This window comes from Flavobacterium panacagri, from assembly GCF_030378165.1.
Taxonomy (GTDB): Bacteria; Bacteroidota; Bacteroidia; order Flavobacteriales; family Flavobacteriaceae; genus Flavobacterium; species Flavobacterium panacagri.
Window position 1 is genome coordinate 1,790,609 of sequence record NZ_CP119766.1, and the last position, 14,817, is coordinate 1,805,425.

The window sequence follows — 14,817 nt, forward strand, 5'->3', positions numbered from 1 at the left end:
CAAAGATTTACTTTTTATAAAAAACCCGTTCAGAAATGATCGGGTTTTTTGTTTTTAATGATTTTGATAAGACTTTAAAACTTACATTTGTTTTGCCTCTTTAAATAAAAAAGTTTGAAAAAGATTCTATTATTGTTTTTGTTGTGCTGTCTTGGCGCTTATGCAAATACTCCTTCAGAAAATATCGTAAGTCATTTAAGTTCATTAAATGAAAAACAGAAAAATACTTTGTATGAATTTGAAGTTTTAAAAAGGAACGGCTGCAAAACAGATCAGTTTTGGCAGGAAAACAAAAATCAATTCCCGAGCCTTGATGTTAAAACTAGGGATGAATTAGCAAATCAGATTTTTGAAAATTCCACTATTGTTTATAAGCCTCAAAAAAATTCCACAGTTCAAATTTGGATGCAGACGCAATTGCTGAGCAACTGGATGTTTTATTTGTCGGCTTTTATAGCTATTTGTGCTGTTATTGCGCTTTTTAAAAAGTATTGGAGTTTATTAATTGGATTTCTTCTTAAGCGTTTAGAGCCTGTTTTAATGTATTTTTTTTCTCCTTTATTATTGACTTGTGAATTGTTGACAGTTGGAATCGCTTGTGTATTTTATGCGGTTTCTATTGAAGATTTTGTAGTGCGAACTGTGATTATTCATTTGGGATTATTCCTGTTATGGAGTCAGTCTACAGCTTTGTTTACCAAAGAATATTGGGTAAAAAAATATGTTTTAGAAATAGAAAATAATTTCTGGGGAAAAGATCCGTGGGAAACCATAAAAACAATATGTCTGCCAGCTGTTTTGGTGACATTGGCTCTTTCTTATGTTTTGTATAAAGTTCCTGTCGATGTTTTTTATAATTATGAAATTGTAGTTTCGGGAATTGCTTCTATTTATGCATTGCCTTTTTGGCGTACTTTAGAAAAATATATTTATCCAATTTTATTCCCTTTTAAAAATGAAGGTTATAGAGCAAGAAGCATCAATTCGCTTGGTGCCTGTACTGTTATAGCGGTTATTTTAACTATTGTTCTTGTATTGCAATGGAATGCTATTTTTTACAATGTTATTGTAGCATTCATAAGTTTGGAGATTTTTTCATTTCTGATTTTATCCTCAAAAGAGAATCATAAGTATAATTTAGGGAACTATTATTACTTGCAGTTTGTTACCGTTCTTTTTTTTGTATTGGCTTTTTTATATAGTTATCAGATACATTCAAACGAAATAATCTGGTTTTCGTTAATTGGAAGCTGTTTTTTTGTAATTCTAAAATATCTGGAGATTTTCTCTTTCTTTTCAAGCTGGAAAAGGGGGAATTCTTGGGCTTGGAAATTATTAGGACTTGCTGCTTTATTATGGTTTTTAGGGCAGGGGATTTTATATTTTTCTAAACTATTATTTGCAATTTAATTATTTGTAAAAAGAAAAAACCTTTATCAAAGTTTTAAACTTTGACAAAGGTCAGTAATTATTATTTCGTATGATTTGGAATTTGGAATTTGGAATTTGGAATTTTCAAATTTTATTCCTCTGTATCTTTAGTTTCTTCCAAATCCTCAGTTTTACGTCCCACTTTTACTTTAGGATTGTCCTGGGTTCCAGTAACGGTTAACGGAATTCCAAAAATACCTAATGGAGGAAGTCCTAAACGCATTTTTAAATTCAGTTTTCCGTCCAGACTTGTTGTTCCTTCGATTCTTGGTCTAAAGCCAGCAAATTTAAATTTAAAACGATCAACGGTTATAATATTATTCTTAACTGTAGTTTTGATATCTACTTTTGAAAGATCTGGATTTTTCATTTTTTCAGAACTGGTTTGTTTGCTGACTGCATTAAACATTTTCAGTCCACGGACTTTTACATCTTTTACAGAAAGCGTTCCGCCTCCAACAAGCGAAGGATAAACCGGTTCCATTTTTGAATTTAAACGTCCTTTCAATTTGTAATCTAAGGAAACAATTCCTTGTGCTTTTTCTGCTGCGCTAGCCATTTTTCTAAAAACTTCAATTTCATTGTAAGCTCTTTTAATGTCAAAATCATTAGCCTTTATAGCGTAGTCAAAATTGGCTTTTTTAGTTGTTACAGCTTGGTAATTGGCAGTCATATCGACTTTGCATCCAATTAAATCAAAGCCTGTGTTCTGCATGGTCAGTTTTCCTTTGTTCATTTTCAGATTTCCAACGGCTTTGTTTAAGGTCAGTTTGTCAAAATTTACTTTTTGGGCATTTGCCAATAATTGTAAATCTAAGTTGGTTGGAATAACAATAACGCCAGTTTCATTTGTCTCTGTTTCTTTTTTCGGAGCTGGTTTTTCATTCTGTGTTACAGATGTGCTTTCTGGTGCATTAGACATGAATTCGTCAATATTGATATATCTTGAAGTCACTTGAAAAGAACCTCTTAAAACGCCTGTATTTGTGGTAACATAATTAATAACGTTCTGCAAATAACCGTTCATTTTAAAATCAGACTGTCCGTAAGCGGCTAAGAAATTATTGAACGACATTTTATCCTGATTGATTTTGAAAATCCCTTCTTTGATAACAAATTTCTTTGGAAGAAATTCTGAGGCAATTCCGATATTTCTCAATTCAAGAGTTCCCTTATTGTATAATTTGCTGTAGTTCCCTTTTTCAGCATCGCTTTGTTTTCCTTTCAAAACCAAATCGGCTTTTATAAAACCATCTAAATCAAGTCCTTTCTGTGAGAAAACTTTATAGATTCGGTTAACATCCAATTCGCCTTTTGCTTTTACATCATAAGTCAAATCATCAAAATTGCTTAGATCGGCTTCAACAAAAACAGGTTTTCCTTCAAAAGTAAATTGAGTTGGTTTTAGGTTTACTTTCAAATCCTGAAAAGTTCCTTTTTGATTCTCAATTTTAGATTTGATGGTAATATTCGTAATCGGATTTGGATAATAAGGTGTTTTTAAATAACCATTTTCCAGATTGATTGTACCATTCGTTACTGGAAAACGTTTGTTTTTCTGGTCAAATACTCCGTTTGTTTTGATGTCGCTTACTAAAGATCCTTTTAGTTTTATATCAGGAATTCCAAGTGCGTTAACTAGTTTTTCAAGATCAATTTTAGCTTTAAAATCACCGTTAATATCCGGTGTATTTACACCTTTAACAATAAACTTCGATTTTAAATAATCCTGATTGATATTTAAAGATAAATTTTGAGCATCAACAATTACTAAGTCCGGATTTAGAGACGGAACTTTGGTTTTGATGTCTAAATTTAAATTAGAAACCGGAAAGGCACTTTTGTTATAATTCACAAATCCATCGTTTATTTTAACGTCTAAATTAAGATCTGGAGCGATATTTTGCGATGTAATATATTTTCCTTTTAAAGTAAAAAGAAGGTTTGTATTTCCTTTTAATTCAGTTTGAGCAAGCCAAGTAATATATTTTGGAGGGAAAGCGGTAAAAACGTCGTACAACTTGCTGTTGTCCGATTTAATCACAAAATCCATATTATAACCATCTTTCAGGATATCAAATTTCCCCTTAAAATCGACCAAAAGCTGATTGATTTTTAAGTTGTTCTGCTGGAAAAAGAACGAAAGCGAGTTGATGTTTACTTTTGTAATCAAATCGGCATCAATCTTTTTGTTCATTAAATACGGCTCATCTTCATAAATGATATTTAATTTTTCGATTTTAGCTTTTGAATACAAATCAAAAACGGCTTTGTTTAAATCTCCTTTTCCTAAATAATTAAATCCAAAAGCATCAAAATGTACTTTTGTCGATTTATCATCGTAAACAATTTTACTGTTTAAGATTTCAATTCGCTCTAGTTTTAATGCAGTATCACTGCTGTCTTTCGATTTTGAAGCCTGTTCCTGCGATTTGTAAATATTGTAATTGGCTTCTCCGTTTGGATTTACTTTTACATTAATAAAAGAATCGGACAAATAAATCTGATCAATTTTTACCGATTTGCTGAAAATCAAACTAGCAACGTTAATCCCAAAAGAAACCTCTTTTGCTGTAATAAATTTTTCGTTTTTATAGGGAGCCGAACCATTAAGACTTAAATCCTCTAATGTAAGTGTCAACGAAGGGAAATGACGGAAAAAAGAAACTGAAACATCAGAATAATTAAGCTCTGCGCTTAATCTTTCGTTAGCTGTTTTCTTAATTTGTTCCTTAATCTGATCTTCAAAAACGATAGGCGTTAAAAATAGTAATCCTAAAAGAACAGCGAAAGCGATTCCGAAATACTTCGCAATTTTAAATACGATTGATCTGGATTTACTTTTTTGCATAACGAATTGTGGGAGTTAAAGTGTAAAATGACGTCAAAAAACGAGTATAATTTATCCGTGTACGGTTTCATTTTTACCATAATTGGTAATAATAGAACCTTCATATTCAATCCATTCTTTCCATCTTTTATCAATGTCAATATTGTCTTGATATTTTCTGGCGAATCCTAGAAAAGTAGTATAATGTCCTGCTTCAGAAATCATTAAATCGCGATAAAATTTCGCTAGTTCTGGATCTTTAATGTTTTCAGAAAGGACTTTAAAGCGTTCGCAGCTTCTGGCTTCAATCATGGCAGAAAATAATAAGCGGTCAGATAACGCGTCTCTACGGCTTCCGTCTTTTTTCATGAATTTAAAAAGTTCATTAACGTAATGATCTTTTCTTTCACGGCCTAAAGTAAGTCCGCGCTGTTTTATAATATCGTGAACCATTTGAAAGTGCTCCAGTTCTTCTCGAGCAATTACAAGCATTTCTGTTACCAATTCTTCTATTTCAGAATTATAAGTCACAATACTAATTGCGTTTGAAGCTGCTTTTTGTTCGCACCAAGCGTGATCCGTTAAAATTTCTTCAATATTTGACTCCACGATATTTACCCAGCGAGGGTCTGTAGTTAATTTTAATCCTAACATAATTTCCAGGCATTTAGATTTTGCAAAATTAGTGTTTTTTTACGACCGAATTTCAGGAAATTGGGTGCAAATCCGCGGAAAAAAGTATTATTTTGTAAGTTGAAACCAATTACAATGAATCAGCTAAAAAAACTTTTAATTATTGGGTTTGTCTGGCCTGAGCCAAAGTCTTCTGCAGCAGGCGGAAGAATGATGCAGTTGATTTCTATTTTCAAAGAAAAAGGATTCGAAATTACTTTTGCAAGCGCAGCTCAAGACAGTGATTTTATGATTGATTTAGCTGAATTTGGAGTTTCTAAAAAAAATATTGAGCTCAATTCTTCAAGTTTTGACGATTTTATAATTGAATTAAATCCAGATGTTGTTTTGTTTGATCGATTTATGATCGAAGAACAATTTGGATGGAGAGTCATTGAAAACTGTCCAAAAGCAATCCGAATTTTAGATACTGAAGATTTACATTGCTTAAGAACAGCAAGACAAAAAGCTTTTAAAGAAAATCGAACTTTTGAATTGATTGATTTATTATCTGAAGAAGTAGCAAAACGAGAAATTGCCAGTATTTTAAGATGTGATTTGTCTTTGATTATTTCAGAATTTGAGATGAATATTCTCGAAGATGTTTTTAAGATAAACAAAAAGTTGCTTTTTTATCTTCCGTTTTTAGTGGATGAAATGACTGAAAATGATCTATTAAATCTGCCTTCATTCAAAGATCGAAAGAACTTTGTTTTCATCGGAAATTTTCTTCATGAACCGAATTGGAATACCGTTCAACATTTAAAAGAATCAATTTGGCCTTCTCTTAAAAAGAATTTTCCAGATGCAGTTCTAGAAGTTTATGGCGCTTATCCATCGCAAAAAGTATTGCAATTGCATCAGCCTAAAAATGGATTTTTTATTATGGGAAGAGCAGAAGATGCCAATGAAATTGTCAAAAAAGCAAGAATTGTTCTCGCGCCGATTCGTTTTGGAGCAGGTTTAAAAGGAAAATTACTAGAAGCCATGCAATGCGGAACACCAAGTGTAACAACTTCAATTGGTTCAGAAGCGATGCATTTAGATTTGCCTTGGAATGGTTGTATTGAAGATAATCCCGAAGTTTTTGCAAAAAAAGCAATAGAGCTTTATCAAGATGAAAATCTTTGGAAAGAAGCTCAGAAAAATGGAGTTGAAATCATTAATAAATGTTACCAAAAACAGGATTATTCAGATAAATTAATTTCATTCACAAATTCACTTTTAATAGATTCCGGAAGTCATCGTCTGCATAATTTTATGGGAAATTTGCTCCAGCATCATGCTTATAAAAGTACCATGTACATGTCCAAATGGATTGAAGCGAAAAATAAGTAATCAGTAACAGTTTACAGTAATCAGCAGACTGCGACTGAAAACTAAGCATCCATTTTTCCAAATCCTACAGTTTCACGATAAATTTGAGGCGAAACATCAGCATTGGTTTTAAAGAAACGACTGAAATAATGTTCATCGTCATAACCTAATTCATAGGCAATTTCTTTGACTGTTTTATTGGTTAGATACAATTCTCTTTTAGCTTCAATAATGATTCTTTCCGAAATTAAATCGGTTAAAGTCTTATTGAAATAATTCTTGGATAATTTTGCCAATGCTTTTGGAGAAATATTGAGTAATTCAGCATAATTTCCTGCTGAATGTTTGGTTTTGAAATTGAGTTCAATTGCATCTTTTAGATTTTGAAGAATTACAGGCTCTTTAGAATCCGGAACCGATTTCATTTCTTCCAATTGTTCTGTTTTTAATCTTGAAGCTGTAATTAGAAAGATTTTCAAGTAAGAAATAAGCAATTCATATTGTGCCAATTCTGCATTCTGAATTTCAGCTTTCATCTGATCAATAACCATTTTAAAAGTCTGAGAAGCCTGTTCTGTAACTTGTACATAAGGTGGCTGATAAATATTGTTGAATAAAACACCATTGCATGAAACCTCTTTTTGATGCATGTGAATACAATAAAAATCAGGATGAAAATGAATTGCGATTCCTTCAATTGGTTCATTTACACAAAGCATAAAAGGTTGATAAGGCGAAAAGGCGAGAAGTGTGTTTTCCTCAAAATGATGTTCAGCAAAATCGGCTTTTACTTTGCCTTTTCCTTTAGTTATCCAAATCAAAGAATAATAATTGTTTCGCTGTAAATGATCAAAGTGGCTGTTGTCATCAAAAGGAAGAATCTTAAAAGCCAAATTCCCATTCTGCGGATTGATTAAAGTGAAAACATTTTGGGAGCTCATGTGTTTTGTTTTTGAAAGCATAAAGATAGCTATGAAATAAACCCGTAGCTATCTTTATAAATTGTTTTTTGTTATAGTGAATGTGCAACTCTTGATTAAACTGTTGGAAAGTCTATTTCAGTATTTGCTACATTATTAAAGTAGTTTGTCAGCACATTTAAAGCTACATGACCAATAGTTTCTGCAATTTCAGCATCAGAAACTCCGGCATTTTTGGCGTTGTTTACATCTTCGTCATTTACTAAACCGCCTTTTCTGATTAATGTTTTAGCCAATTGTAAAATCGCTTCTGTTTTAGCATCTGTAGAGTTTCCTGTTCTTGCCGCGTGTAAAACTGCTGGATCTGCTTTTATCAATTTTTCTCCGATAAAAGTATGAGCTGCTAAACAGTAATCACAAGAGTTGCTTTCTGAAACTGCTAATGCAATTAATTCGCCAGTTTTTGCACTTAATTTTCCGTGGCTTAATGCGCCGCTTAAGTTCAGATATCCTTCCAAAACCGCTGGAGAATTCCCCATTGTTCTCATCATGTTTGGTACAACGCCTAATTTTGCTTGAACTGCGTTAAATAAATCTTTAGTTTTTCCTGTTACTTCTTCTGGGTTTAATGCTGTTAATCGTGCCATCGTATTTAATTTTTTAATGTTATTATTAGTTGTTGTCTTTTGACATTACAAAGTTGCGACGATTGCAGATTTTAAAACATGGAGAATGTACGCTATATGATGGATAATTTTCCCTGAGTTTTTTTGATGAAGAATTATCTTGGTATTTCGATTTCTATAATAAAGTTTTTTAGGAGCTAATCCCGCTATCCGTTCCAATCTTTTGTGCCGAACCCCAGCACAAAAGGATTTCCACTTTTATCGGGGCTGGGACACTCGGTTTCAAAAGAGTATTTTCGTCTAGTTTGTCATCCTGACGAAGGAAGGATCTCCATAAGTAGCTCCATAAAGATTGTCGATTCTCACTGCGGAATTTCTATTGCGATTTCTCGTTTCTCGAAATGACAAATGATTGTCAAAAAAAAACAGGTTGTCCTTTTAAGGATAACCTGTTTTTAATAACATTCTTGAAAAAAACTATTTCAAAACCCCTTCAACAGCCTGAATAGTCGTTGCATGATAACCAGATTTTGCTTTATCAAAAACCTGTTTTGCCCAAACTTTTCCTTCAGGAGTTTTAACCATTTCTTTATAAAGCATCATTACAGATCCAGTTCTGCTAATTCCTATCAAAAATTGCTCAATGGCAGGATAAGCTGGTTTGTATTGATGAATTAATGCCTGAACAAACCATTGACGTTTAATGATAAAATTACCGCCTTTTGTAAAGTTGAATTCTTTATCAATTGCCTCCATTTCTTTTGCTGTAATATCAGCTGGGAGATGGTCAATAAAATGCTGTTTTTCGGCAGTAGTTGTAATTTTTTTGCTTAAACCTGCAACGCCAGTTTCTCTCCAGTTTTTTTGAATTTTATCAATCGCATCAAAATCAGCTGAACTTACAGGAGTTATGTTTGATGGAATTCCCGGTTTGTAAATCCAATCTTCCAATTTGATTTTGTCTGCTAAAGTTTTGTCTCCTTTGATAAGATTTTCGTTTAAATATTTAACAAAATCTTCTGTCGTAATCGATTTGAAGGCATGTGCATCAAAATAATTTTTGATAAAAACATCAAATTTTTCACGTCCAACAGCGTTTTCAATAACTCTCAAGAAAGCATACCCTTTTACATAAGGAATCATACTGATTCCGTCATCAGGATTTCTTCCAGTCAAACTCACTTTTAGTCTAGTGTCAGGACTTGTGCCTCCATATTCTGCTACATTATCAATCAATTCTTTGCGAGTAATAACGTTTTGCATGTCAAATTCTTTCTTTCCAAAAATGGCTTCTCCAATTCTGTGTTCAACATAAGTAGTAAAACCTTCGTTCAACCAAATATCATCCCATGTAGCGTTTGTAACTAAGTTGCCGCTCCAGCTGTGTCCTAATTCGTGTGCCAATAAGCTCGTAAGCGAACGATCTCCTGCAATAACGCCTGGAGTTAAGAAAGTTAGATTTGGATTTTCCATTCCGCCATAAGGGAAACTTGGAGGTAAAACCAAAACATCATAACGTCCCCAACGGTAAGGGCCATATAATTTTTCAGCAGCTACAACCATTTTTCCTAGTTCAGCAAATTCATAGGCCGATTTTTTTAGCATTGATGGTTCTGCATAAACTCCTGTTCTATTGTCGATTGCTTGAAATTCGATATCTCCAACTGCAATTGCCATTAAATAAGACGGAATTGCTTTGTCTTGTTTAAAAGTATAAACACCAGTATCATTTTTCTTCTGCGGATTTACAGCACTCATAACCGCTAATAAATCTTTAGGAACCGTAACTTTTGCATTGTAGGTAAAACGAACTCCCGGAGAATCCTGACACGGAATCCAGGTACGTGACCAAACACTTTCTCCTTGAGAGAACAAGAAAGGTTTCTTTTTGTCAGCAGTTTGTTCTGGTTTTAACCATTGTAATGCTACAGCTTCTTTAGTTGTGTTGTAGTAAATGTTTACTTTGGTTGTATTTGGTTCAATGGTAATATGAAGCGGTTTTCCATGAAATTCAGTGGCTGCTCCAAGTTCAAATTTGGTTTCTTTTTCTTCATCACCTAAAGTAACTTTTGTAATGTTTAAAGTGTTTTCGTCGAAAATAATTTCGTTTCCTTTGCTGATGTTATCAATTGTCCAAGATGCTTTTCCTGAAATCGTCTGTGTATCAAAATCAACTTTGATATCAAGATCAAGATGTTTTGCAACGGCAAGTTCTGGTTTAGAGTAACTGTGTTCGTCTATAACAGCAGTAGTTTTTTCTGTTTGCTCTTTTTTCTGGCAGGCAATTGCTGTCAGAAACAAAGCGAAAAGAATTAGTTTCTTCATTTTGTGAGGTTTTGAATTTGAGGATGAAAATTAAACAAAAAATCCCGCTTTGAATAAACAAAACGGGATTTAATTATAAAATTAACAAAGATTACGCCAACATTGTAACTGGGCTTTCGATGTATTGTTTTAATGTTTGTAAGAACTGAGCGCCAGTTGCGCCGTCAATTGTTCTGTGGTCACAAGCTAATGATAACATCATGGTGTTTCCAACTACGATTTGACCGTTTTTAACTACTGGTTTCTCAACGATTGCTCCTACAGAAAGGATAGCAGAGTTTGGCTGATTAATAATTGAATTAAATTCAGTAATACCAAACATACCAAGGTTAGATACTGTAAAAGTACTTCCTTCCATTTCTTGCGGTCCTAATTTTTTGTTTTTAGCTCTTCCAGCAAGATCTCTTACTGAACCACCAATTTGAGATAAACTCATAGCATCTGTAAATTTCAATACAGGAACTACTAATCCGTCTTCAACAGCTACAGCAACACCAATGTTTACGTGGTGGTTGATGATGATAGCATCTTCTTTCCACTGAGAGTTGATTTTTGGGTGTTTTTTCAATGCTAAAGCACAAGCTTTGATTACCATATCGTTGAAAGATACTTTTGTATCTGGAACGCTGTTGATGGCAGCTCTAGCCTGCATTGCTTCGTCCATGCTTACTTCGATCACTAAGTTATAGTGAGGTGCAGTAAATAAAGATTCTGCCAAACGTTTAGCGATGATTTTACGCATTTGAGAATTTTTGATCTCTTCTGTGTAAACTTCTCCAGCAGGAACAAATACTTTTGGTGCGGCAGGAGCAGATGCTTCTTGTTTAGCAGCAGGTGCTGAAGCAGCAGTTTGTGTTTGTGCAGATGGAGTAAAGTTTTCGATATCGCTTTTTACGATACGTCCATTTTCTCCAGATCCTTTTACTTGGTTTAATGAAATTCCTTTATCAGAAGCAATTTTCTTAGCTAAAGGCGAAGCTAAAATTCTTCCTCCGTTTGAAGTTTCAGCAGGAGCTTCTGTTGCTTTTTCAGCAGCAGGAGCAGTTTTTGTTTCTTCGGCAGCAGGAGCACTTGCAGTTGCAGCGCCACCAGCAGTAAAGTTATCAGCAACTCCAGAAATGTCAGTTCCCGCAGGCCCAATGATAGCTAATAAGCTGTCAACAGGAGCAGTGCTTCCTTCTTGAATTCCGATGTATAATAATGTTCCAGCATTGAAAGACTCAAACTCCATTGTAGCTTTGTCTGTTTCAATTTCTGCTAAAATATCTCCTTCAGCTACAGTATCACCCACTTTTTTCAGCCAAGTTGCTACTGTACCTTCCGTCATTGTATCACTTAAGCGAGGCATAGTTACTACTATAACTCCTTTTGGTAATGCAGCTGCTTTTGCAGGAGCAGCAGTTTCAGTTTTTGCTTCAGCAGCAGGAGCATCCGCTTTTGGTTCCGAAGCTTCGGAACTAGCAGCAGGAGCATCGCCACCAGCTAAAAGAGCAGAAATATCTTCTCCTTCTTTACCAATGATGGCTAATAATGAATCAACAGGAGCAGTTTCTCCTTCTTGAATTCCGATATGTAAAAGAGTTCCTTCGTTAAAAGATTCGAACTCCATTGTTGCTTTGTCTGTTTCAATTTCAGCTAAGATATCACCTTCGCTTACTTTGTCGCCTACTTTTTTAAGCCAAGTTGCTACCGTTCCTTCAGTCATAGTATCGCTCAAACGAGGCATTGTTACTTTAATCGCCATGATATTATAATTTATGAGGTGTAAATGGATAGTCTTCTTGTGCGTATACTACATCGTATAATTGTTGTAAGTCTGGATATGGAGATTCTTCAGCGAATTTCGCACATTCTTCAACTAAGTCTTTAACTTTTTGGTCAATTACTTCGATTTCTTCTTGTGTAGCATATTTTTGATCCAAGATTACGTCAAGAACTTGAGTAATTGGGTCAATTTTTTTGTACTCTTCAACCTCTTCTTTAGAACGGTATAATTGTGCGTCAGACATAGAGTGTCCTCTGTAACGATACGTTTTCATTTCAAGGAAAGTTGGTCCATCTCCGCGACGCGCTCTTTCGATAGCTTCGTGCATTGCTTCGGCAACTTTTACAGGATTCATTCCGTCAACAGGTCCACAAGGCATTTCGTAACCTAAACCTAATTTCCAGATGTCAGTGTGGTTTGCAGTTCTTTCTACAGAAGTTCCCATTGCATAACCGTTATTTTCAACGATAAATACAACTGGAAGTTTCCATAACATAGCCATGTTGAAAGCTTCGTGTAAAGAACCTTGTCTAGCAGCTCCGTCGCCAAAGTAAGTCATGGTAACACCGCCAGTGTTGAAATATTTGTCTGCAAAAGCAATACCAGCTCCTACAGGAATTTGAGCACCTACGATTCCGTGACCTCCATAAAAACCGTGCTCTTTAGAGAAAATGTGCATAGAACCTCCCATACCTTTAGAAGTTCCTGTTGCTTTTCCTAAAAGTTCGGCCATTACGTTTCTAGGATCAACTCCCATACCAATTGGCTGCACGTGGTTTCTGTAAGCAGTAATCATTTTATCTTTGGTCAAATCCATAGCGTGCAGTGCGCCAGCTAATACAGCTTCTTGACCATTATATAGGTGTAGAAAACCTCTAACTTTTTGTTGAATGTATAATGCTGCAAGTTTGTCTTCAAACTTTCTCCAAAGTAGCATGTCTTCATACCACTTTAAATATACCTCTTTTGTAACTTCTTTCATCTGAATTCTTTCTTTTGCTAAAGTTGTTTGTGTTATCGATTATTGTGCCTGTAACGCAAAATAGTTTCCTCCCACAAATTTGCGCCCGAAAGGTCGGGATGCAAAAATAAGACATTACATTTAAGAACTAAAATTTAATGACCACTTTTTGGCTTTTTTTTACAAGAACTTTTTATCAAACATCAATGGGAGTAAATTTTTCAATGATGATGATTTATAAACTTCGCCAATTTCACCCATAAAATAGATTTCAATAGGAGTTTCTTGTTTTATCTCATATTCTGCAATTGATTGTCGGCAAGAACCACAAGGCGGAATAGGAGCAGTGGTTTGGTTGGTGTCTGAAGCTGCTGTAATAGCCATTTTTAAAATTTTGGCTTCTGGATATGCGCTTCCTGCATAAAAAATAGCTGTTCTTTCGGCGCAAAGTCCAGACGGATAAGCCGCATTTTCCTGATTAGAACCCAGAATAATTTTTCCGTTATCTAAAAGCAAGGCTGCACCAACTCTAAACTTTGAATAAGGAGCATAAGCTTTTTTTCTAATCTCTATTGCCTGGTTCATTAAGTTCTGAATTTCTTCAGAAAGCTCGTTTAGATTGTCAAAAATTGTAAATGAAGTTGTTATATTGATCTCTTTCATCTGTTTTTAAGGGAAAAAAAATCCAAATTCCTAAAATGCAGGAATTTGGATTATGTTGTTTTTATTTTATTCTGTTCTTTTAATACGTCTCGTATTTGTCTCCAAAGTTAAACGTTAAAGAGAAACGAAGTGTGTTTTCTAAAGGGTTTTTTATTTTCGAAGCAGAGAATAGGTAAGAAACATCGATTTTCATGATATTGTATTTGAATCCTGCTCCTAATGAGAAAAACTGTTTAGCGCCTTTTTCTGGGCTTTCATGGTAGTATCCTAAACGCATCGCAAATGAATCTTGATACATATATTCTGCAGCAAGGCTATAGGTAACTTCTTTCAGCTCTTCACTGAATCCGCCTGGTGCATCTCCAAAAGATTTGAATATTCCAGAAACCCATCCGATATTTCTATAATTGTTATAAGCGGCATCTGTAGCCTGTTGCTGTGTAATATCTTCAGGATCGTCAAAATCTCCATCTCCATTTCCGTCAACAGCTGCTTGAATTCCTGGAGGTGTTGGAACTAAAAGTTTAGTAAGTTCAGCACTTACAGCAAGTTTGTTGTAGTCGTCAAAAATAAAATCAAATCCTCCTCCTAATCTCAAATTGGCAGGTAAAAAATTGGTGCTAAAATCATCTCTGTCGTAACTGATTTTAGGGCCTAGATTCTGAAGATTAATACCTGCTCTCCATCTCCCATTGAAGTCTTGATAAGCAATTTCTTCTGATTGATAAAACGCAGCGACATCAACTGCAAATGTTCTTGCAGCTGTCGCATCGACATCTTCTGAAGCGACTTTTAAATTTGAGTTAATAAAACGAGCTGCGACAGCCATAGAGAATTCTTCGCTTAATTTTAGAGAGTAAGAGCCGTCTAAAGCAAATTCGTTTGGATTTACTCTTCTAGGAACTTCATTTGGGTCGCCTGTTTGTCTTAATTCAATATCTCCGAAACCAAAATAACGAAAACTTCCCGCAAAGGCGCTTCGTTCATTGATTTTGTTATAGTATGTTACTTGTCCTAAGGAGATGTCGTTGGCAAGATCTGTCAAATAAGGAGTGTAACTAATAGAAAGACCTTGAGCGTCTTCTGAAAACGCATATTTCGCTGGATTCCATTGTTGTGAGAACACGTCGGCAGAAGTGGCAACCCCTTGGTCACCTAAACCTGCTGCTCTAGCATCTGCAGCAACTAATAGAAAAGGAACTCCAGTTACTATAGGTCTTGATTCCTGAGCCTTTGAATTATAAAGGCTAAAAAGGCAAATTAATAAAAGTGATAGTTTTTTCATTTAAGGGACTTATGTTTTTGGT

The 14,817-nt window shown here is 34.6% G+C and carries 11 protein-coding genes; 2 read left to right on the forward strand and 9 right to left on the reverse strand.

Translation table 11 applies throughout. The features are described 5' to 3' along the window. The first annotated feature begins 114 nt into the window (after positions 1-114). The gene (locus P2W65_RS08115; protein WP_289664781.1) at positions 115-1,410 is read left to right on the forward strand and encodes a hypothetical protein; all 1,296 of its coding nucleotides are present in this window, start codon (positions 115-117) and stop codon (positions 1,408-1,410) included. A 112-nt stretch (positions 1,411-1,522) separates the two neighbouring features. On the opposite strand, the gene P2W65_RS08120 is transcribed toward P2W65_RS08115, so the two are convergent. Both P2W65_RS08120 and P2W65_RS08125 read right to left on the reverse strand, forming a co-directional pair. After that, a complete protein-coding gene (locus P2W65_RS08120; protein WP_289664783.1) occupies positions 1,523-4,282 on the reverse strand; it encodes an AsmA-like C-terminal region-containing protein in 2,760 nt (919 codons plus the stop codon). A gap of 51 nt (positions 4,283-4,333) precedes the next feature. Further along, on the reverse strand, positions 4,334-4,915 hold the full coding sequence (locus tag P2W65_RS08125) for a MiaE family protein (protein WP_289664785.1): 582 nt from the start codon (positions 4,913-4,915) through the stop codon (positions 4,334-4,336). Between the two features lie 114 nt (positions 4,916-5,029). Between P2W65_RS08125 and P2W65_RS08130 the strand changes: the two genes are divergently transcribed. Continuing rightward, the gene (locus tag P2W65_RS08130; RefSeq protein WP_289664787.1) at positions 5,030-6,271 is read left to right on the forward strand and encodes a glycosyltransferase family 4 protein; all 1,242 of its coding nucleotides are present in this window, start codon (positions 5,030-5,032) and stop codon (positions 6,269-6,271) included. A 41-nt stretch (positions 6,272-6,312) separates the two neighbouring features. Here P2W65_RS08130 and P2W65_RS08135 read toward each other — a convergent pair whose 3' ends face one another. From P2W65_RS08135 to porV, 7 genes are all read right to left on the reverse strand, one after another. Next, complete coding sequence (locus tag P2W65_RS08135; RefSeq protein ID WP_289664788.1) at positions 6,313-7,191, reverse strand: helix-turn-helix domain-containing protein; 879 nt, start codon at positions 7,189-7,191, stop codon at positions 6,313-6,315. A gap of 95 nt (positions 7,192-7,286) precedes the next feature. After that, positions 7,287-7,817 (reverse strand): carboxymuconolactone decarboxylase family protein, encoded by a 531-nt coding sequence (locus tag P2W65_RS08140; RefSeq protein ID WP_289664790.1) that lies wholly within the window; start codon positions 7,815-7,817, stop codon positions 7,287-7,289. A gap of 456 nt (positions 7,818-8,273) precedes the next feature. After that, positions 8,274-10,121 (reverse strand): hydrolase/aminopeptidase, encoded by a 1,848-nt coding sequence (locus P2W65_RS08145; protein ID WP_289664791.1) that lies wholly within the window; start codon positions 10,119-10,121, stop codon positions 8,274-8,276. Between the two features lie 91 nt (positions 10,122-10,212). Continuing rightward, entirely contained in the window at positions 10,213-11,865 is a 1,653-nt protein-coding gene (locus P2W65_RS08150; RefSeq protein WP_289664793.1) for a dihydrolipoyl dehydrogenase family protein, read from the reverse strand. A gap of 4 nt (positions 11,866-11,869) precedes the next feature. Continuing rightward, positions 11,870-12,868, reverse strand: coding sequence for a pyruvate dehydrogenase (acetyl-transferring) E1 component subunit alpha (gene pdhA / locus P2W65_RS08155; RefSeq protein ID WP_179003174.1), 999 nt, complete (start codon positions 12,866-12,868; stop codon positions 11,870-11,872). Between the two features lie 159 nt (positions 12,869-13,027). After that, positions 13,028-13,510, reverse strand: coding sequence for a cytidine deaminase (gene cdd, locus P2W65_RS08160; protein WP_289664795.1), 483 nt, complete (start codon positions 13,508-13,510; stop codon positions 13,028-13,030). Between the two features lie 79 nt (positions 13,511-13,589). Then, positions 13,590-14,795, reverse strand: coding sequence for a type IX secretion system outer membrane channel protein PorV (porV, locus tag P2W65_RS08165; RefSeq protein ID WP_289664797.1), 1,206 nt, complete (start codon positions 14,793-14,795; stop codon positions 13,590-13,592). Between the last annotated feature and the right edge of the window lie 22 nt (positions 14,796-14,817).